Source organism: Paenibacillus sinopodophylli, assembly GCF_005930355.1.
In the GTDB taxonomy this organism is placed as follows: domain Bacteria; phylum Bacillota; class Bacilli; order Paenibacillales; family Paenibacillaceae; genus Pristimantibacillus; species Pristimantibacillus sinopodophylli.
The window spans coordinates 1,163,911-1,184,955 of sequence record NZ_VDBO01000001.1 but is presented as its reverse complement, the minus strand read 5'-3'; the positions used below and the strand labels follow the sequence as shown (position 1 = coordinate 1,184,955).

General features: G+C 49.2%; 19 protein-coding genes. 18 read left to right on the top strand and 1 reads right to left on the bottom strand.

All coding sequences use genetic code 11. The features are described 5' to 3' along the window. The first annotated feature begins 75 nt into the window (after positions 1-75). The 4 genes from FGT79_RS05290 (at position 76) to FGT79_RS05275 (ending at position 3,375) form a co-directional block, all read left to right on the top strand. On the top strand, positions 76-501 hold the full coding sequence (locus FGT79_RS05290; protein ID WP_425465006.1) for a hypothetical protein: 426 nt from the start codon (positions 76-78) through the stop codon (positions 499-501). Positions 502-627: 126 nt separating this feature from the next. Next, entirely contained in the window at positions 628-1,539 is a 912-nt protein-coding gene (locus FGT79_RS05285; RefSeq protein ID WP_138751697.1) for a selenium metabolism-associated LysR family transcriptional regulator, read from the top strand. Further along, positions 1,530-2,417 (top strand): PHP domain-containing protein, encoded by an 888-nt coding sequence (locus tag FGT79_RS05280; protein ID WP_138751696.1) that lies wholly within the window; start codon positions 1,530-1,532, stop codon positions 2,415-2,417. The genes FGT79_RS05285 and FGT79_RS05280 overlap by 10 nt, the downstream gene beginning before the upstream one ends. Beyond that, entirely contained in the window at positions 2,407-3,375 is a 969-nt protein-coding gene (locus FGT79_RS05275; protein WP_138751695.1) for a MerR family transcriptional regulator, read from the top strand. The genes FGT79_RS05280 and FGT79_RS05275 overlap by 11 nt, the downstream gene beginning before the upstream one ends. A 42-nt stretch (positions 3,376-3,417) precedes the next feature. Here FGT79_RS05275 and FGT79_RS05270 read toward each other — a convergent pair whose 3' ends face one another. Then, on the bottom strand, positions 3,418-5,160 hold the full coding sequence (locus FGT79_RS05270) for an Rqc2 family fibronectin-binding protein (RefSeq protein WP_138751694.1): 1,743 nt from the start codon (positions 5,158-5,160) through the stop codon (positions 3,418-3,420). Between the two features lie 173 nt (positions 5,161-5,333). Between FGT79_RS05270 and FGT79_RS05265 the strand changes: the two genes are divergently transcribed. The 14 genes from FGT79_RS05265 to priA all read left to right on the top strand — a co-directional run bounded on the left by FGT79_RS05265 (position 5,334) and on the right by priA (position 21,042). Continuing rightward, positions 5,334-8,117, top strand: coding sequence for a calcium-translocating P-type ATPase, SERCA-type (locus FGT79_RS05265; RefSeq protein ID WP_138751693.1), 2,784 nt, complete (start codon positions 5,334-5,336; stop codon positions 8,115-8,117). Between the two features lie 121 nt (positions 8,118-8,238). Next, positions 8,239-9,069 carry a diaminopimelate epimerase gene (gene dapF / locus FGT79_RS05260; protein WP_138751692.1) on the top strand — a complete coding sequence of 277 codons (831 nt, stop codon included), beginning with the start codon at positions 8,239-8,241 and terminating at the stop codon, positions 9,067-9,069. Positions 9,070-9,099: 30 nt separating this feature from the next. Then, on the top strand, positions 9,100-10,974 hold the full coding sequence (locus FGT79_RS05255; protein ID WP_138751691.1) for a bifunctional homocysteine S-methyltransferase/methylenetetrahydrofolate reductase: 1,875 nt from the start codon (positions 9,100-9,102) through the stop codon (positions 10,972-10,974). A gap of 340 nt (positions 10,975-11,314) precedes the next feature. Next, complete coding sequence (gene remA, locus FGT79_RS05250; RefSeq protein ID WP_005548256.1) at positions 11,315-11,575, top strand: extracellular matrix/biofilm regulator RemA; 261 nt, start codon at positions 11,315-11,317, stop codon at positions 11,573-11,575. Positions 11,576-11,588: 13 nt separating this feature from the next. Beyond that, positions 11,589-12,206 carry a guanylate kinase gene (gmk, locus tag FGT79_RS05245; RefSeq protein WP_138751690.1) on the top strand — a complete coding sequence of 206 codons (618 nt, stop codon included), beginning with the start codon at positions 11,589-11,591 and terminating at the stop codon, positions 12,204-12,206. A 16-nt stretch (positions 12,207-12,222) separates the two neighbouring features. Continuing rightward, entirely contained in the window at positions 12,223-12,432 is a 210-nt protein-coding gene (gene rpoZ, locus FGT79_RS05240; protein ID WP_053375625.1) for a DNA-directed RNA polymerase subunit omega, read from the top strand. A gap of 269 nt (positions 12,433-12,701) precedes the next feature. Then, positions 12,702-12,884 carry a hypothetical protein gene (locus FGT79_RS05235; RefSeq protein WP_138751689.1) on the top strand — a complete coding sequence of 61 codons (183 nt, stop codon included), beginning with the start codon at positions 12,702-12,704 and terminating at the stop codon, positions 12,882-12,884. A 67-nt stretch (positions 12,885-12,951) separates the two neighbouring features. Then, complete coding sequence (locus FGT79_RS05230; protein ID WP_138751688.1) at positions 12,952-13,140, top strand: OadG family protein; 189 nt, start codon at positions 12,952-12,954, stop codon at positions 13,138-13,140. A 167-nt stretch (positions 13,141-13,307) separates the two neighbouring features. Further along, positions 13,308-14,705, top strand: a complete 1,398-nt coding sequence (locus tag FGT79_RS05225; RefSeq protein WP_171056084.1) for an AraC family transcriptional regulator — start codon at positions 13,308-13,310, stop codon at positions 14,703-14,705. Between the two features lie 106 nt (positions 14,706-14,811). Beyond that, positions 14,812-15,819 (top strand): iron-hydroxamate ABC transporter substrate-binding protein, encoded by a 1,008-nt coding sequence (locus FGT79_RS05220; RefSeq protein ID WP_171056083.1) that lies wholly within the window; start codon positions 14,812-14,814, stop codon positions 15,817-15,819. A gap of 174 nt (positions 15,820-15,993) precedes the next feature. Then, positions 15,994-16,527 (top strand): NUDIX hydrolase, encoded by a 534-nt coding sequence (locus FGT79_RS05215; RefSeq protein ID WP_138751685.1) that lies wholly within the window; start codon positions 15,994-15,996, stop codon positions 16,525-16,527. A 144-nt stretch (positions 16,528-16,671) separates the two neighbouring features. Continuing rightward, positions 16,672-17,196, top strand: a complete 525-nt coding sequence (locus FGT79_RS05210) for a YfiT family bacillithiol transferase (RefSeq protein WP_138751684.1) — start codon at positions 16,672-16,674, stop codon at positions 17,194-17,196. A gap of 148 nt (positions 17,197-17,344) precedes the next feature. Beyond that, positions 17,345-18,559, top strand: a complete 1,215-nt coding sequence (coaBC, locus tag FGT79_RS05205) for a bifunctional phosphopantothenoylcysteine decarboxylase/phosphopantothenate--cysteine ligase CoaBC (protein ID WP_138751683.1) — start codon at positions 17,345-17,347, stop codon at positions 18,557-18,559. Then, the gene (priA, locus tag FGT79_RS05200) at positions 18,556-21,042 is read left to right on the top strand and encodes a primosomal protein N' (protein WP_138751682.1); all 2,487 of its coding nucleotides are present in this window, start codon (positions 18,556-18,558) and stop codon (positions 21,040-21,042) included. The genes coaBC and priA overlap by 4 nt, the downstream gene beginning before the upstream one ends. The last annotated feature ends 3 nt before the right edge of the window (positions 21,043-21,045 follow it).

The following is a 21,045-nucleotide window of genomic DNA, read 5'->3' as shown; positions in this document are numbered from 1 at the left end:
GTTAAAATGGAATTAAATTCATGGTAAAAAAGACCTGGGTCCTAGGAAGGGGTGCGATGTGACGTGAAAGATAGAATGACGAGAAGATGGAGTACGTATGAGTCGTTTTATATTGATCTCGGTGATAAGAAAGTAGCAGATATCGTCATCACAAACCATGCCAAGAGCCGATGGCTGGACCGGATTGAAAGCGAGAAAACCGGATTTGAAGATATTGCCGAGTTTTTATGGGAATGTTTGAAGCAGGGTCGGATTGCGTCATATTACCGAAACGAGCAGGATGTATATCTGATTGACGATGATCTTGTGTTTGTTGCTGAATTTGCAGACTCCATGACAGAAACGGACATTACGGGCAGGCCTTTGCATAAGATGATCATCGTAACCTTCCTTGGCCGAATGTCGGAAACCATAGAGCTTAGAGATTTGAAGTCGTATTACTCGTGGCTCCGCCACTCTAGGCGCATGACATTAGTGAAAAGCAGCCGAAAACGCAAATAAAAAATCATAATATTCTGATATTTGAAGCATGCAATCTTAACGATTGCATGCTTTTTTTGCTGATGTTGGAAGATTGTGTACAAGGTTTGTAGTATAATAAGCACCATAAGAAAGGATGATCGACACATGGCTCTCAATTTTCATCAGCTGCATATATTTTGTACGGTTGCAGAACGCGGCAGTTTCTCAGCTGCGGCGCAATCTTTACATATGACTCAGCCGGCAGTAACGATGCAGGTGCAATCACTGGAAGATTACTTTGGTACGAAGCTGCTTCAACGCTCTACGAAACGAATTGAGCTCACTGAAGCGGGACGGGCGCTTATGCCTTATGCCCAGCGAAGTATTGATTTGATAAGGGATACAGATCAAGCCATGTCTGCATTCACGAATCAGTTGAAGGGCAGGCTTCAGCTTGGCTCGAGCTTGACGATCGGAGAATACATTCTGCCGCGGCTATTGGGCCCGTTCGGACAGGAATACCCGCATATTTCAATTAGTATGAAGGTTATGAATACGTCACAAATTATGGAGGACATACTGAGTCATCAGCTTAATTTTGGCCTGATAGAAGCGCCGATAAATCATCCTGACATGCATATGGAAGCTGTAATGAGTGATGAATTGCGGCTGATTGTATCCAAATCGCATCCGCTTGCGGAACGGGAATCGGTAACATTAGAGGAAGCGATGGGTTATCCATTCGTGCTGAGGGAGCAAGGCTCAGGGACAAGACTCGTCATGGAGGAGCAGCTGAGAAAGAAACAGATTGATCCAGCTTCTATGAAAATTGTGATGGAGCTCGGCAGTACTGGCGCTGTGAAGTCAGCCGTTGAAGCGGGACTAGGCATCTCCTTTATCTCTTCTTCATCGGTTAAGCACGAGGTGGCGCTTGATTTAATTCGTATGATCAAAGTGTCGGATTCGAAGTTTCAACGTCAGTTTTATTCCATTTATTTGAAATCAGCCATATTGCCTATTTCGGCTGTCACCTTTTTATCCTTTTTGAGAGAGAGGGATCTGCAACAATGGCTTTAACACATGGACTAGCCGATTTGCATACACACACGACAGCATCGGACGGGATGCAGAGCCCAGCAGATAATGTGCGTCTGGCCAAGGAAGCTGGGCTTGCGGCGATTGCGATAACCGATCACGATACGGTTGCTGGTGTTGCAGAAGCGGTAGAGGAAGGCAGTAGACTTGGCATTACGGTGGTGCCAGGTGTGGAGCTAAGTACAGTTGCTGACAGCTCCGATATTCATGTTCTGGGCTATTATACGAATAACAAGGATGAAATGTGGCTCTCTAGACTTGCTGGCTTGCGCGGTGTAAGAGATCGGCGGAACGACATGATCGTGGACAAGCTGAGAGAACTCGGAATTGCGATCACAATGGACGAGGTCATTGCTGCGGCACATGGTAATCGTACCAAAGACGAGCTGCAATCTACAGAAGTGAGCATAGGAAGACCGCACATTGCAGCAGTGCTTATTAGCAAAGGTGCTGCTCAGACCATGAAAGAAGCGTTCGATCGATATTTGGCTTCAGGAGCTGCGGCATACGTCAATCCGCCAAGGCTGAACCCCTTTGAAGCCATTGATTGGATAAGAGAAGCTGGGGGAACGAGTGTTATCGCACACCCGGGATTATATGGAAATGATACATTGGTCGAGGAAATCATACGTTACGGGGCTCAAGGAATCGAGGTTTATCACTCTGATCATAGTCCGGAAGATGAGCAGCGTTATGAAGAGCTGGCAAATCGCTATCCACTCATTGTAACCGGAGGCTCAGACTTTCATGGATCGCGTCAGGGTGTTATTTTTCATGGTGCAGTAGGCAGCCGAACGGTAAGCACAGAAGTGCTTAGGCAGCTACAGCCTTCATGGAGGAGAGAGCGGAATGGCGATTAGGCTGTATACGATCAAAGAAGCGTCTATGCGGACAGGAGTTTCTACGCAGCTCATTCGCAAATGGGAAGAGCGATATGAAGCTGTCAAGCCAGAGCGGATGAGCAATGGTTACCGCGGTTATTCCAAGCAGGATATCGATACGCTGCAGTGGTTAAAATCCCAAGTAGACGACGGTGTGCCGATCGGAATGGCTGTTGTGGAATGGAAGTATGAGCATGAAACCGTGCTGCCGAGTGAAGATAGCGGGAGCACGGCAGCTTCCGAGCCAAGACGAGGACAGTCATACGAGTTTTACGTACCGACCTCCGCGGAATGGGGAAACCCCGTAGAGCATCTTCTTCAATGCTTTATCCAACTTGACATCAATAATGCACAGCGATTCTATGAGCAACTTCTCGCGGTTCATCATTTAGAGCATTTGCTGCTTCATATTTTGGAGCCGGCGCTAGTGGAGCTTGGTGAACGATGGGAACGAGGGGAAATATCCGAATATCAAGAGCATTTCGGCAGCCATTTCATTCGTGATAAAATGCTTGCGATTCGCAGCCTGTTCCGTCCGAGCGACGACAGCCCGCTATTAGTAACAGCTTGCGGCCCGGGCGAGCGACATGAGCTCGGCATTTTGTTTTTTGGTTATTTTGCGCAGCAGGAAGGCTTTCGTGTCGTATATTTAGGTAGCTCTCCCTCGGAGAAAGGCATATATGATTGCTTGGCTGATGTAAAGCCAGCAGCATTTACGTTTAGTTTCTCGCTTGAGGAGCAGTTTAAAGCGGCAAGAACATTCCTGCTGCAACTGGACCATATGATTCGGGAAGGGCAACTTTCAACGAAAGTTTTTATTGGTGGAAGGGCTGTTCGAGAGGATGGGCAGCTGGAAGGTGCCGAGCATGTCTATTTGGTAGCCGGAGACGGAAAAAGCTGCATCGAAAAAATAAAAACACGGCTTCTTAGTCCCTAAGGATAAGAAGCTGTGTTTTTGGCGTTATAGTGGCATACAATGTTATTTCAATACGCAAGCAAGAGACTTAATACGCTGCTCGTCTGGTGTCACGAACAAGGTTTTCTGATTATCATAAATGACGAATCCAGGCTTTGCTCCGTTTGGTTTGCGAACATGGCGGATCGTCGTATAGTCGACCGGTATAGAGCTCGAAGCGCGAGCTTGGCTGTAATGAGCAGAAAGCATGGCAGCCTCCTCAAGTGTGGCATTGCCGAAGTCGCTGCCTCGAATCACAACGTGGGAGCCAGGAATATCCTTCGTATGCAGCCAAGTATCGGAAGAGGATGCAAGCCGATTGGTTAAGTATTCGTTTTGAGTATTGTTTTTGCCGACAAAAATAGCTGCACCCTCGGAGGATGTGTAGCATAGCAAAGTAGGTTTGAGCACTTTTTTCTTCTTAGACCCGCGACGTCCTCGTTCTTTCATGTATCCTTGCTCAACAAGCTCGTCACGGATTTCACCAATATCGCCAAGCGAGGCGTTATCGACCTGCTGCAGCAAAGATTCGAAATATTGGATCTCAGTGCGCGCAATGTCCATCTGCTCGGCTACGATCGATAAGCTGTTTTTGTGCTTCGTGTAGCGCCGGAAGTAGCGCTGAGCGTTATCCGATGGCGTAAGCTGAGGGTCAAGCTCAATTCTCACTGTTGCTTGTTCTTCATCATAGAAATTGATGAGCGTAGCAAAGGTGTCTCCGCGTTGGATTTGATGCATATAAGCAGTAAGAAGCTCGCCCAGCACCCTATATTTCTCCGCATCTTTCGCTTCCACCAGCGTGTCCTCAAGCTTTTTGATTTTCGTCACGTTTTTTGCCTTCTCATTCTGAACGAAGCGAATCAGATCCGCAGCGCGCTGCTTAACGGTGTCACGCTCGGCTTTGTTTCCATAGAAGCCCTCAAGGCAAGCGCTTATATCAGGGAACAGCACGGCTTCACCCTCAATATGGGTGAGCTCGGTAATGGAGAAGAATGATTTACCGGTATCAGGATTTGTTTTGATCGTCGGCGTGAATTGATTGTCCTTCACTTGTTGAATAAAGGTGCTGTAGCTGCTCCAAACAGCTGAAAGCGCCTGAGGGCTGCTGTCTTCAACTGCAGCACGGTGCACGATCTCTTTTGCGAGCAAAGGACTGAAGCCGCTCAGCTTGTCGACCATACGTTTGTATAACGGAGCTCCCACATCCGTATCGCTTAGTACATCCAGAAAGGCTTGTTTTGTATCGATAACAAGTGGGTCTATCTTTCCTTGCTCTGGAGGCGGCGTGTAGGTGCTGCCAGGCAATACGATGCGGTGGCTGCTGATCGCAGGGGTGACGTGATGTATGCCATCATGAATCATGCCGCTCGCCGGGTCCATCAGAATAATATTGCTATGGCGTCCCATAATCTCGACAACAATCGTTTTGTTCGACAAATCGCCGAGCTCGTCGCGGTGCTTAACTTCAATGAGAATGATACGTTCACGGCCAACCTGCTTGATTGATTCAATCATGCCTCCCTCACAATGCTTCCGGAGCAGCATGCAGAACATAGGCGCTTCCATAGGGTTAACGTACGTACCTGTCGTCCAGTGTACGCGGGGATAAGTAGGATTGGCAGAGAGCAGCAGCTTGCCTTGGCCTGCCCCGCGGATGGTAAGGACAAGCTCGTGATTGGTAGGCTGGTGGATTTTATGTATACGCGCGCCAACGCAGCGCTGCAAGTCTTGCGTTATTGCATGGGTGACGATACCGTCTAATGCCATGGTGTGTATTCCTCGCTTCCTTGGTGGGTCTTTCTCTATCATGCCATAGTTGAGACGAAAACTTAAGTCTTTTCAGGGATATTTTAAAGGCTGTCCGAATACATTTACCCTAGAAGGCTGTCCGATGGGCTCTTGTCTGCTTGGCTCGGCATATTACGGGAGGGAGTTATACCATGGAACAAATGAAATGGCATCAAATGGGGACAAGCGAGCTGGAAGAAGCATTAGCGAGCTCCCCGAATCAAGGGCTGACGACGTCGGATGCGGCGCAGCGGCTGGAGAAGAATGGGCACAATGAATTGACGGAGGGCAAGCGGGTTTCGCCTATTTTGCTGTTTCTTAATCAATTTAAAGATTTTATGGTGCTTATCCTTATGGGAGCTACCTTGATTTCAGGCTTGCTTGGGGAGTATTTGGACGCGATTACGATCGTTGCCATAATCGGACTGAATGCGATACTTGGCTTCGTACAAGAGTTTCGGGCAGAACGCTCACTTAGGGCGCTGAAGGAGCTCTCGGCTCCGTCGGCAAAGGTGTATAGAGGCGGCGAATTGCTTACGGTTCCTGCGAAGGAGCTAGTTGCTGGCGATCTGGTTTATCTAGAGAGCGGAGATCGTATTCCAGCGGATGTACGGTTTCTTGAAGCGAACAGCTGTTATGTCGAGGAGTCGGCCTTGACAGGCGAGTCAGTTCCGGTCGGCAAGCATGCCGCAGTGATAGCGGATAACGACCTGCCGCTTGGTGATCAACGGAATATGGGATTCATGGGCACGATGCTGACGAGGGGTACGGCAAAGGCCGTTGTCATTCGGACAGGCATGGAGACGGAAATGGGCAAAATCGCGGAATTGATTCAGGAGACAGAATCGATGGAAACGCCGCTGCAGCATCGTTTGGAGCAGCTTGGAAAAATATTGATTGTCGTTGCGATAGGATTGACCATTATGGTTGTCGTCGCGGGAATCATGCATGGCCAGCCTGCATACGGCATGTTCCTCGCAGGCGTCAGTCTCGCGGTAGCAGCTATTCCCGAGGGTCTGCCAGCAATTGTGACTATCGCGCTTGCTCTGGGCGTTCAGCGAATGATCAAACGTAAGGCAATCGTCCGCAAGCTGCCCTCTGTTGAAACGCTAGGCTGCGCTTCGGTGATATGCTCGGACAAAACAGGTACATTGACTCAAAACAAAATGACAGTTACCCATGTATGGCTGGGCGGCAGACAGCTTGAAGTAAGCGGTGAGGGGTATGATCCGTCAGGTGCGATCTACGAAGCGGGCAATGCACTCGATATTAAGCATGATCAATCGATTAAACGGCTGCTTCAAGTAAGCGCGCTCTGCAACAATGCTCAGATTGTAAAGGTCGAGGCTGCCGAAACAGGCAAGCGCAAAAGCAAGGAAATACAAGAGGAATGGGTGCTTAAAGGCGATCCAACTGAAGGCGCGCTGGCGGTGCTTTCTGCTAAGCTCGGATCATCAGCTAAGTCACTAGAGCAGCTGTACAAAAGAGAAAAGGAGTTTCCCTTCGATTCTGAGCGGAAACGGATGTCGGTTGTCGTAGCCCACCAAGGAGGACGGCTAATCTGCACCAAGGGTGCGCCTGATCTGTTAATGGATCATTGTGCATATGTGCTGTGGGAAGGAAAGGTCGTTCCTTTCACCTCGACACTGAAACGGAAATGTGCAGAAGCCGGCGAGCTTATGGCGCAGTCAGCGCTTCGCGTTCTTGGGCTTGCCTATCGGGATTTGAAGGCGGGAGATGCTTGCGAGACTGAAGCGGATGCCGAGTGCCAGCTCGTATTTGTAGGGTTGACGGGTATGATCGATCCGCCGCGACGCGAGGTGAAGGAAGCTATTGCGACCTGCCGGCGCGCAGGAATCAAGACGGTGATGATTACAGGTGACCACCAATTAACAGCAGAGGCGATTGCAGGTCAGCTTGGCATTATGCCGCGCGGAGGAATCGCAATGAGCGGCCGGCAGCTTGAAGCGATGGATGATGAGCAGCTCGACCGCTTGGTAGATAATATATATGTATATGCAAGAGTTTCTCCCGAGCATAAGCTGCGGATTGTCAAAGCGCTTCAGCGCCGCGGCCATGTCGTTGCGATGACGGGTGATGGTGTCAACGATGCGCCAGCGATCAAAGCTGCAGATATCGGAATTGCGATGGGAATCACCGGTACAGATGTTACGAAGGAAGCTTCTTCCCTTGTGCTAAGCGATGACAACTTCTCCACGATCGTTTCGGCGATTGAGGAGGGGCGGGGAATCTATGAGAATATTCGAAAATTCATTCGCTATTTGCTCGCATCCAATGTTGGGGAAATACTCGTTATGTTCCTTGCGATGATGGCGGGGCTGCCGCTGCCGCTCGTACCGATTCAGATCCTGTGGGTCAACCTCGTCACGGATGGTTTGCCAGCAATGGCGCTCGGCGTGGATCAGGCAGAGAAGGATCTTATGCAGCAAAAGCCCCGCTCGGCCAAAGAAAGTATCTTCTCCCGCAGGCTGGGCTGGAAAATTATTAGCCGCGGTATTCTCATTGGCGTTTGCACGCTTGGCGCATTCTGGATTACGCTGAATGACGCTCCGGGAAGTGCGGCACATCTGATGAAGGCACAGACTGTCGCATTTGCTACTTTAGTCATGGCACAGCTCATTCATGTATTCGATTGCCGGAGCTCGCGTTCGATATTTCACCGCAATCCATTTCAGAATAAATACTTGGTATTTGCAGTCCTCTCTTCACTAGCGTTAATGATAGGAGTGCTTTATATTGAGGCGCTGCAGCCTATATTCAAAACAGTGCCGCTGAACTTCCGCGAATGGTGTCTTGTATTTGTGGCGGCAGGAATCCCGACATTCTTAATGGGAATTGGCAGCGTATTAGGCACTTCCAAGAAAAATAAGAACAAAACAAAATGGCCAATCGGGCCGCAAACCGCGGCTAGATAACGAATAAGTACAAATGATTGAACAAATTATGAATAGCCTTTCTCCTTGCTTTGCGGTATGCTGTTAACAATAAATCATAGCAATATCATACCAAGAGACGCGGCAAGGAGAGGGCAATCAGATGAATTTTACAAAAATGAACGGTTTAGGAAACGACTTCGTAGTTATTGCAGGAGAGCAGCAGTTGCCAGCTGATGTGGCCGATTTGGCTATCCGGCTTTGCAACCGATTTTTTGGAATCGGGGCTGACGGCCTTGTCTATATTCTTCCTTCGGAAATTGCAGATTTCCGGATGCGCATAATTAACTCTGACGGCTCAGAAGCAGAGCAATGCGGCAATGCGATTCGCTGCGTAGCCAAATACGTATACGATAATGGGTTAACCGATAAACAAGAAATTACGATTGAAACGTTAGGCGCAGGTGCTCAGAAGGTTCAGCTTACCATTGAGAACGGCGAGGTAGCTTCCGTCCGTGTTGATATGGGTGAGCCGATACTGAATGGTCTTCAGGTGCCAACGACGATCGACGCTGAGCGTGTAATTGAGCAGCCAATTGAGGTTGATGGACGCGAATTCCGATTTACGGCTGTATCGATGGGCAATCCCCATTGTGTCATTTACGTAGATGATGCTGCGAGCTTTGACCTGAATACATGGGGCCCTAAGCTAGAGACCCATCCTTTGTTCCCGCGTAAAATCAACGTTGAGTTTGTGACGGTCAACTCCCGCAGCCACACGGATATGCGCGTATGGGAACGCGGTGCAGGACCGACGCTCGCTTGCGGTACAGGAGCTTGCGCAACGGTTGTAGCTTCCGTTCTAACGGGCGCTACCGATCGTACGGCTACGGTATCACTAAAAGGCGGAGATCTTCTGATCGAATGGAATGAAGCTGATAATCACGTATATATGTCTGGCCCCGCGGCTGTATCGTTCCGCGGTAATTTCTAAGAGCAACGTAAGATGGGTGGTATGAATATAATGAAACCGGATTTAAGGGAGGCGCTCCAGCAGCGTATCTTGACCGGGGACGGCGCAATGGGAACCTATCTGTATCAGATGGGGTTCCCTGTCGGTGTTTCTTACGAGGAATTCAACACGATTCGTCCCGATGTGATAGAGAATATACACCGTCGTTACTATGAGGCGGGCGCACGAGTGATTGAGACGAATACGTTCTCAGCCAATATGGAGAAGCTCTCGAAATACGGCCTAGAGAATGAAATGGATGCAATCAACCGCGCAGGTGTGCGCGCGGCGCGCGCGGCTATCAGCAACGATGCATACGTCGTCGGTGCTGTCGGATCTATCCGTGACGGGAAGCTTAAAAACCTAAGAACAGCTAAAGTCATTGAAGCTTACCAGCGTCAGATGCATGCCTTGCTCGATGAAGGTGTTGACGGTCTGCTTCTTGAAACATTCTACGATCTGGACGAAATGCTGCTAGCGCTTCGTATTGCGCGTTCAGCCTCGAATGTACCTGTCATTTGCCAATTTGCGGTAGAGGACGTTGGTCGTACACAGGAAGGGAACGGCATGAAGCATGCTTTCGACCTGCTTCAGGAGGAAGGTGCTGATGTCGTTGGCTTCAACTGCCGGAGCGGTCCCAACGGCATTATGCGCGCCATCGATTCGATCACAGGTCCTGTAACGCTACCATTGTCCGTATATCCGAATGCGGGTATTCCAGACTATATTGATGGCAAATATACGTATTCAGCGGGTCCGGAATATTTTGCGGAATCAGCGCTTCGCTTCGCTGACCGCGGAGCAAGGCTGATCGGCGGGTGCTGCGGAACGACGCCTGAGCATATTAAGGCGATTGCAGACGCGCTTGAGGGTTATGTTCCTCAAATCGGCCAGACGGCTGCGCTTCCGACCATGCCTGAGAAGATTATCGTTAAACCAGCAGAGAAACTTGCTGACAAGGATTCCAATTCGAGCAAACAAGCTCTGCAGGAGCCATCAATTGTTGATCTCGTGCTAAAGCGTCATACGGTTATTGTCGAGCTTGATCCACCGCGTGATTTGGATATCCGTAAGTTTATGGATGGAGCAGCGGCGCTTAAGGAAGCGAAGGCAGACGCGGTCACTATGGCCGATAACTCGCTCGCTGTTACTCGAATGAGCAACATTGCACTTGCTGCTCTTGTGCAGGAGAAAGTCGGCCTTAGGCCGCTTGTGCATATTGCTTGTCGCGATCGCAACTTGATCGGTACACAGTCTCATATGATGGGCCTCGATGCACTTGATATTGACCATGTTCTAGCGGTTACTGGTGATCCTGCCCGCTTTGGTGATTTGCCGGATTCCAGCTCGGTGTATGACTTGACCTCCTTCGAGATGATTCGGATGATCAAGCAATTGAATGACGGTACGGCATTCTCAGGCAAGCCGCTCAAGCAGAAGGCTAAGTTCGTCGTTGGTGCCGCTTTTAATCCGAATGTGAAGCATTTGGACAAGGCTGTGCAGCGGCTTGAACGCAAAATCAAATCTGGCGCTGATTATATTATGACACAGCCTGTTTACGATCCTGCGCTCATTGAACGTATAGCAGAATCAACGAAACATCTCTCCGTGCCTGTCTTTATCGGTATTATGCCGCTTGCAAGTGGGCGCAATGCCGAATACCTTCATAATGAGGTGCCGGGCATTCAGCTCTCAGACGAGGTTCGCGCTAGAATGGCCGGACTTGAAGGTGAAGCAGGCCGTGCAGAAGGTGTACAAATTGCCAAGGAGCTGCTCGATGCGGCTTTACCGCATTTCAAAGGAATCTATTTGATTACCCCGTTTATGTTCTATGATATGGGCGTTCAGCTCACGCAGTATGTGTGGGAGAAAACAGAGCGTTTGTAGCTAAATGGTGAAGAAAAGATGCGGAAACGAGCCTTTTTTGCTTGTTTTCGCATTTTCGCTTGTTCATAGACGAAAAATCAATTAAAATAGAGCATGGATACTGTTGCCACACTTACACAGCATGGCAAGGACAGGCCGTTACCAAACGGCAGCGGTAATCGCAAGCGTCTAGGCAGGAAAGTATGCAAGGCACTTTTTTCGTCAACAATAGTGCAGTAGTTCTGTCGGTATTTGGCAAGAACGCAAACTTGTCGTATTCACTTTTTCTCAATATAAACTCGTTATTAAACATTTGCAGACAGATGCACAGGGAAGACCGTAGGCGGGGGAGGAACCAGGCTTGGCTATTAAACTCATTAATATCGGATTCGGCAATATTGTATCTGCAAACCGCATTATTTCAATCGTAAGCCCGGAATCGGCTCCGATTAAGCGGATTATTCAAGAAGCTCGCGACCGCCATATGCTTATTGATGCAACTTATGGACGCCGTACGCGCGCTGTAATTATTACGGATAGCGATCATGTGATATTGTCGGCTGTTCAACCTGAGACGGTTGCACACCGATTATCCACTAAGGACGACGATAACGACGAATAGTACGGGGAGTCATATGGATAAGGGATTGTTAATTGTATTGTCCGGCCCTTCAGGGGTTGGCAAGGGTACGGTATGTTCTGTGCTTCGTAATAAGGTTCCTGAGCTGGTTTATTCTGTGTCGGCGACGACCAGATTGCCGCGACAGGGTGAAGTCGATGGAGTCAATTATTTTTTCAAGAGCCATGAGCAGTTTCAGGATATGATTGCACGCGACGCCCTTCTGGAACATGCGGAATATGTTGGTAATTACTACGGCACTCCGCGTGATTTCGTAGAACGGACGTTAGCTAGCGGCAAGGATGTTATTCTGGAAATTGAAGTACAAGGTGCACTGAAGGTGAAACAAAAGTTTCCGGAAGGCATTTTCGTATTTTTATTGCCTCCTTCCTTGGATGAGCTCAAGCAGCGCATTACAGGTCGCGGTACTGAATCTTTGGATACGATCAATAATCGTATGTCCGTAGCGGTTGATGAAATGAATTTGCTTGGCCACTACGACTATGCGGTATTGAATGATGAGATAGATGCTGCATGCGATCGTATTCGCAGCATCATGATAGCAGAGCATTGCCGCAGAGAAAGATATTTACCTTATGTTTCGGGTATGGTTGCTGCAATTGAGAAAGCATGAGTGAGGAGAATGAACGATGTTATATCCGTCCATTGACGAAATGGTGAAAAAAGTTGACAGTAAATACACGCTGGTAGTAGCTGCTTCGAGACGTGCACGCATGCTTCGTAATGGAGATAAGTCGGAGCTTAAAAACCCGCGCTCCCGCAAATATGTTGGCGTAGCGCTGGAAGAAATTTACGGCGACATTCTCCAAGTGGAAAACCTCGCTACAAAAGAGGATTAAGCGTTAGAATTGACGCAATAAAGAACATGACGGTGTGCTTACTGGTGACAGTGAGCATGCCGTTTTTTTTATTTGTTTAGAAATTGAGGCAAAGCTCGAACGGTGGTTGTAAGCACAAATGTGCGCTTATGGGATCGGATTGTTGTAAGCATGGCTGCATGCTTTTCATGATTTATGCTTTGATTCAGTCGATCTTTCTGGTAAAATTATGGAAATGCATGTGGAGCCATTCCGTAAAGTCTGCTGAGAACAGAGGGGGAACGCTCAAGATGGAGCCTTTACTCATTGCCGTCATTTTTTTAGTTGTGTTCATGCTATTGTTGTCTGTAGTGATTCGTGGAGCCATTGATTCATCTAAATTAACAAAACAAATGGAGATGCTTAACGACGAAATGAGATTACTGCGTAAAGAAATACATCAGAGTAAGCACATCGTAGATAAACGCGTTTAAAGGTGGCTTGGTCACTCGTCGGCGTTTAAACGGATAAGGTTCTGGAATTAGAAAGGAGTGCTTTACCTTGTCAAACGAGAAGGAAATGCAAGAAATGAAACAATCTTTGCGGAAGCTGGAGGAGCAGGTTGAGCAGTTAAAGTCGCAATCGAAGGGCAGCCGTTCTGGGCTTGCGAGATTTGGTATCGGTTTTCTTATTGTGTTTGTTGGTCTTATTTTGTTTATAGGCGTATTTCAGTTCATTAGCAGTGATTAAGGCTGTCATAAAAACTTTGCTTTCCCATATCAGGTTCCTCCTATATAATTGATAATGGTTATCACTGTGAAATGGATGCTACATCATTCTCAGGACATTTATTCAATAAAGGGACGACAGCAAGACTTCACTTGCAAGTCTGTAGTCCTATAAGAGGGGGACCATGCTTGTTTCTGAAAAAAGTTCCGCTTAAGCGGAAAAATAGCGTATACCAGCACTATTACTATAAAATTGTAGAATCCTACCGAGATGAGAATGGGAAGCCGAAACATCGGTTAATTGCCAATGTTGGCGAGCTGTCTCATGAAGCGGCAGAAGAGCTAAGGCAGCAGCTTCGAGCAGGAATTATTCCGGATACGGTACATAGCAGCAACGGATATGAGAAAGGAAATAAATGCTGCACTGCAAGCGAGCCCCAGACGGAAAAATCAGTCTCTAGCCCAGTTTGGATGGATGAGACGCTCACCTATATAAATGCTCACTACTCGGGTGAGATGACGAGGTCCGCAGTGGCGAAACGAGCTTGCGTAAGCCAGGAACATTTCTCGCGAGTATTCAAGCGTCATACAGGAAAAACGTTCAAAGCATATGTAACGGAGCTGCGAATTCGCGCTGCGCAGGAACAGCTATTCACATCCAAACAGGATTTGTATGAAACGGCGCTGAGTGTTGGTTATAAGGATGGGTTCTATTTGAGCCGTCGTTTCAAACAGGTCATCGGAGCTGCTCCGACTATTTATCTGAAGCGACCGAAACGAATAGCGACTTTGTCCTATAATTACTCGGCATGCCTGCTTACCTTGGGGATTATGCCTTCCATGGCGGTTATATCCAAGTGGGCTCTTAACTGCTTTGGACAAACGGCATCAAGAGATGACGTTCATCTATTTGCAAACGTACCAAAAGATCTGTATGCGGCGATTAAACCGACTTTGCCTGACTTGATTCTTGATTACGCACCGAATGACGAACGCTCCGAGGAACTCCGGCGTATCTCCCCGCTCGTTTCGTTGCCGTTCGAGCAAATGAATTGGGACGAACAGTTTTTGCGTGTAGCAGAGATTGCAGATCGCATGACTGCAGCGAAGGACTGCCTTCTGCGCTTGGAAGAACGGGCAGGGATTGCTGGTCGCGAGCTGGATCAATGCCTTGGCAAACGCGGCACTGCAGTCGTCATTGAACTCGGAGCGGAAACCAGCTATGTGTTCGGTGACAAGTGGGGAAGGGCGTCCCATCTATTATACGATGCGTTACAATTCGCGCCGCCACTTAGCATGATAAAGAACGGTAAGCACAGAATTGGATATGTGGAGGTTGCTACCACAGCGGTTCATGCACATGCTGCCGACCATATGTTTGTTGTGCTCCCCAAGGGTCAGACGGAGCGGAGAAAAGTACAAAACATCATGAGTAAAGATTGCTGGCAGCAGCTTGCTGCTGTTCAGAATGATCGTCTCTATCTCATCAATGGCGATGCCTTCTATGGGTTCGATCCAGCTTCGACAGGAAAGCAGCTTCATGATATTGTCCATTTCATATCTTCTAGCGCTTCGAAAAGCAGCTGACAAACATCACATTTAGCTATGGACGCAAAGATGGATGGGCTGTTACTGTTATCTTATGAGAATGGTAATCATTCGCAAAATAACAGACGGAAAGAGGAACAGAAAGATGCAAAGCTTGAGAAAGAGATTAGGACTAGGGATGGTCATGCTCATACTGGCAACTCTGCTTGCGGCATGCGGTGCGAATAATACGGCGACCAATGAAGCAGCAAGTCAAACGAACAACGCTGAGCTTACGCCATCGCCATCAGCTAGTCCAACTGCTGCAACGGAAGAGAAGGCTACACGGATATACAAATCAGTTAAGGGGGATGTCGAAATCCCGACGAACCCTAAGCGAATCGTTGCTGACCAATATTTGCAGACGTTGCTGGCACTTGGCGTGAAGCCTGTAGGGGCTGACCAATATTATATAGATAATCCGTATACGAAAGATCTGGCAGTGGGAATTGAGGGAATCGGCGATCGCAGCGGGATTAACTTGGAGAAAGTTGTATCGCTTGAGCCTGACCTAATTATTACTGCGAATGAGGATGCTAATGTCTATGATCAGCTGTCCAAAATAGCGCCAACGATTTCCATTCCTTTCGGTACGAACGCAACGTTCAAGGGCGTGCATGCCGAGATGAGAGGGATTGCGGAGCTGCTTGGTAAGCAAGCCGAAGCGGAAAGCTGGTTAACGGCTTACGATGCAAAGATTGAAGAGCTTAGAGGCAAACTCTCTGGCAAAGTGGGCAAGGATGAAACCTTTACTATTTTTGAATCGGGTGGAAAAACGACGTATACGTTCGGCGACAACTTCGGCAGAGGCGGTCAGGCGATCTACGGAGCCCTTCAGCTTCAACCAACTGAACGCATTCGCAATGAGCTGTTTGGCGATACACAGTGGAAGGAGCTTTCGCTGGAAGTGCTTCCTGAGTATGCTGGAGACTATATTCTGCTGTTCTCAGAGGTCGGCAACGATGAGTTTAAGCAAACGGAAATATGGAACTCCATGGATGCTGTAAAAAACAATCATGTTCTCGAGCTGGCTGCTGATCGTTTCTGGTACTTTGATCCTGTATCGATTCTAGCTCAAGCAGAAGAGATTACAGCTATGCTGATAGGAGAATAACCATAAGTACAGCCTAGGAGCTGCCCGGCAATTATTGCCGAGCAGCTCTTTTTTTATTGAATAAGTATGAATATAGGCTTTATATTTGATAAACTAAGGGAATGGAATAATTAGAAGGAACACAATTGCAAACAGAAATTGGAAGCATATTTTGAAAGAAGGAAGTTGATATAGATGAACCAAAACGCAGCTTTGCAGGATTACCCCGCATTGTCCAAGCATATCGTATGGGGGGCGGTCGAGAACTGTTTTTCGCCAAACTATGAGGTGGATATTGCGTTGGTCAGCAATATTAGTATAATTCCAACAGTTGGAGACGGATACGTGGTCATGCAGTTAGAGGATGGAAGATGGGAGCTTATTGGGGGGACGCTCGAGCCGGATGAGCATCATATGGATGCGTTGGTTAGAGAGGCGAAGGAGGAGATTGGCGCAGAGATGGTCAACTACACGCTGTTTGGATGCTTCAACTGCCATTCCTCTGCAAGTGAGCCTTATCGGCCTCATATCCCGCACCCGAATTTTGTCAGGCTTGTTGGGTACGGAGAGGTCAAGCTGACAGGAAAGCCGCTTAATCCGCCGGATGGCGAGCAGGTTGCATTAGTTGAAGTAGTGCCTATTGATGAAGCAGTGAGAAGGTTTGAGGAAATCGGACGTCATGATATTGCTGAGCTTTATGCGATGGCACATCGAATGAAGCATAGCTAGGAGGAGACTCAGTCGATTAGAACGCAGGAGTCTGCTGATTTTTTTGTGCGAAAGGGACCGCGTCTGGTTAGAATTTAAAGCGGCATATGGTATGATAGATGGTGGGACTTATGTTTCATGGACGAATGAACAGGAGGGAACGGAATGGACAAATTACGTTATCCGATTGGCAGGTACTCGTTCGAGGGAATGACCATTAAACACCGTGAGCAATGGATTGCGGACATCGAGAGACTGCCAGGTCAGCTCAAGGCTGCTTTAGCGGAATTGGACGATGAACAACTGGATACACAGTATCGGAGCGGCGGTTGGAGTGTGAGGCAAGTCGCACATCATCTCGCCGATGCATCTATGAATTACTTCTCACGCTTTAAGCTCGCTATTACGGAGAATAATCCGACGATTAAGCCTTTTAATGAAGAACGCTGGGCGGAAGCGGCTGACAGTCTCCAAGCATCGCCAGCGATCAGCCTGTCAATTATCGAAGGTATTCACGCACGCTTTGTGCTGCTGCTTCGTTCTCTGGAGACATCTGAATTCGATAAAATGTTCTACCACCCGGAGAAAGGGAGCCAGATTAAATTAGCGTACTACTTAGGCTACGTTGCTTGGCACGGCAGGCATCATGTTACCCAAATCACAAGCTTGAGAGAGCGCAAGGATTGGTAACGGATCGCATGTGCGTTATAGCATTCATGCTATTATAAATATACATTTGACTAGCTCGCTTCATCCTGCTGCTAATCATTTGATTGCGAAACGAGCTTTATGGATTTGTAGTAGTTTCTAGCCGTTTACGCTTGATAGGAGATACACCATGCTAACAGGGAAAACGATTATTTTGGGCATTACTGGCGGAATTGCAGCGTACAAGGGCGCAGCTTTGTGCAGCAAGCTGGTGCAAGCTGGCGCCCGCGTTCACGTCATTATGACAGATTCGGCAACCAAATTTATAACGCCGCTCACACTGCAAACGTTATCTCGGAATCCGGTGCATATCGATACGTTCGATGAACGAGATCCCTCGGTCGTCTCGCATATTCATTTGGCTGATCATGCGGATTTGATTGTAATCGCTCCGGCTACCGCCAATGCAATAGCTAAGCTGGCAGGCGGGCATGCCGATGATATGTTGAGCACGACGCTGCTCGCAGCAACATGCCCTGTGCTTGTTGCTCCGGCTATGAATGTACATATGTATGAGCACCCCGCGGTTGTCAGCAATTTAGAGCTGCTGGCATCGCGCGGAGTGATGTTTGTTGAGCCAGGCACAGGGCAGCTAGCTTGCGGCTATGTGGCGAAAGGCCGCCTTGCGGAGCCGGAGGATATTGTGACGGCAATCGATTCATGGTTCAGCAGAGGCAATAAGCTGAAAGGCAAGCGAGTCCTTGTTACAGCTGGCGGGACGATGGAGCGCCTAGACCCTGTTCGGTTCTTGACCAATGATTCATCGGGCAAGATGGGCTTTGCGATTGCGGAAGCGGCTGTGTTGATGGGAGCCGACGTAACGCTTGTTGCAGGGAGGACGACAGCGGCTCTTCCGGCAGGAGTGAAGGTAATCCGTGTCGAGTCGGCGCAGGAGATGCTTGAAGCGGTGACCGGAAGGTATGACGATATGGATATTGTCATCAAGGCTGCCGCAGTTGCGGATTACAGAGCTGTTCACGTGAGCGGACAGAAACTGAAAAAGAACGGTGAGAAGCTCACCTTGGAGCTTGCGCGTACGGTGGATATTCTGGAGACGCTGGGTCAAAGGAAGCATCATCAATTTCTAGTCGGCTTTGCAGCCGAAACGGAGCAGGTCGAGCATTATGCGATGGACAAGCTGCGCCGGAAAAATTGCGATCTTATCGTGGCCAATGATGTCAGCATGGAAGGTGCAGGCTTTAATGGGGATACCAATATTGTACAAGTATTCGGTCCGGATGGCCTCGTTGAATCTATGCCTATGTTGACCAAGCGAGAGACTGCAAACCGCTTGCTGGAGCTGATCGCACAGCGGATTGCAGCCTCTGGGGGAATAGGAGAATGATTGCCAAAGTCATCGTAGATGTACCGAGCCGTCAGACGGATCGGCCATTTGACTATGAGGTTCCGGATGCTTTGTCTAACTGGATCGAGGTAGGCAGTCGTGTCGGCGTGCCTTTCGGAGGACGGGTGCTTCAAGGCTTTGTGACCGAGCTCGCGGAAACATCTGACTTCGATTCAAAGCGGCTCAAGCCAATCTCCGAGCTGCTCGATCATGTGCCGCCGCTGCTGCCTGATCTCATCGAGCTGGCGAAATGGATGAGCGAGAAATATTGCTGCTCCTGGACGACTGCGCTGCAAGCGATGATACCGGCTGCGCTTAAAGGCAAGGCTGAACGGCTTGTCGGCATACAGGATGAAGAAGCGGCTCAAGACGATCTTCCGGCTGCAATGATCGAAATGATAGGCAGTCAACTGGTTAAGCTCGATGTGCTTCTGGAGCGTTTCCCTGAGCACGCCAAGGCGGTGAAATCCGCACTTCGAGAAGGCGTGCTAATGGAACAAACCAAAGTGCGCGATCGGCTTGCTGTTCGCAAGGTGCTAACGGTTTATGTGCCAAATGATATTGCGGCAGTCCGCGAGCAGTTAGAGGCCTTGCCGGCGCGTGTGGTCAAGCAGCGAGAGGTGCTCGCATTCATGCTGGAGCATGGAGGGCCGTTGCCGCTTCAGCAGCTTCTAGCTGAGGCAGGAGGGTCAGCTGCAAGCGTTCGTGCTTTGGCTGAGAAAGGGCTGCTTGAACTTAGAGAGGTGGAGCAGCAGCGCGATCCTTATGCAGGCAGGGAATTTGAGCGAACAACGCCGCTTGAGCTTACCGAGGGACAACGAGAGGTGTATGCTCGCATTGTAAGGGCAGTTGATGCCGGAGAGCCGCAGACGATGCTGCTGCATGGTGTGACAGGGAGCGGAAAAACGGAGGTTTACTTGCAATCCATTCAGTTCTGCTTGGAGCAAGACAAGCAAGCCATTGTACTGGTTCCGGAAATTTCATTAACTCCCCAGATGGTCGAGCGATTCAAAGGGCGATTCGGCGATGCTGTCGCCGTGCTGCACAGCAGGCTGTCTAACGGGGAACGATACGACGAGTGGCGCAAAATTCGCAGCCGTCAGGTACAGGTTGCTATTGGAGCGCGTTCGGCTATCTTTGCACCCTTTGAGCATATTGGGCTTATTATAATTGACGAAGAGCATGAATCTTCCTATAAGCAAGAGGAAAGTCCGAAATACCATGCGCGCGACGTAGCCGTTCGCAGGGCAAAGCAGCATGGTGCCGCTGTCGTACTTGGTTCAGCAACGCCTTCGTTAGAGTCCTTTGCAGCGGCAAGCAGGCCGTTAACTGCGAAGGATGAGGGGCGCGAGCCAGCACTGCTTCCAATGCCGGGACGGGTAGGCGGGCGGCCGCTTCCGCCAGTTGCGGTTATCGACATGCGCGAGGAGCTGAAGGAAGGCAATCGATCGATGTTCAGCCGTCTGCTGCACAGTTCCTTGGCTGAGCGGCTTGAACGAGGAGAGCAATCGGTGCTGCTGCTTAATCGAAGAGGTTATTCAACCTTTGTGATGTGTAGGTCCTGCGGCTACACGGCTGCTTGCCCGCATTGCGACATTTCGCTGACTTATCATCAGAAGTCACGAGCGCTGCGCTGCCACTATTGTGGTCATGCAGAGCAGGCACCTACGACATGTCCATCCTGCCAAAGCGAGCATATTCGTTATTTCGGAACGGGAACGCAGCGCGTGGAGGAGGAGCTCTCCAAGCTGTTCCCAGGTATCAGAGTCATCCGTATGGATGTGGATACGACGACCGAGAAGAATGCGCATGAGAAGCTGCTGAAACAGTTCGGCGAGCGGAAAGCAGATGTGCTGCTTGGCACGCAAATGGTGGCAAAGGGACTTGATTTCCCCTATGTGACGCTTGTTGGTGTAATCGCAGCAGATACGTCGCTTAACCTGCCTGATTTCCGCGCGGCGGAGCGCACATTCCAACTGCTTACGCAGGTGGCGGGACGCGCAGGGCGGCATCATCTACCGGGCGAAGTTGTTATCCAAACCTATGCACCTGAGCATTATGCGGTCGTGACGGCCCAGCAGCATGATTATGCGGCATTCGTAAGCGAAGAGTTAAGGCATCGCAGTGCGATGGGATATCCGCCCTATTGCAGATTGATTCTCGTCACGATGTCTCATGAGCAGCTGCCGCTGCTCTCCTCGGTTAGTGAGCGATTCGCTGCTGAGCTGCGGGAGCTGGCAGAGAACGAAGGCGTTCTTATTTCACTTAGCAGTGGATTCGGGAGGGCACTTGAGGTGCTTGGACCTGTGTCGTCGCCGATTTCTAGAATCAAAGATCGCTACCGTTTTCAATGTGTGATAAAATATCGGGGGAGTATTGATGCTTCTGCGCTTGTCCGCAAGGCGCTTCTGCCGTTCACGGACGGACCGCCGCAGCGTCTTGTGCAATTCAGTATTGACGTAGATCCACAAGTTATATTATAAATA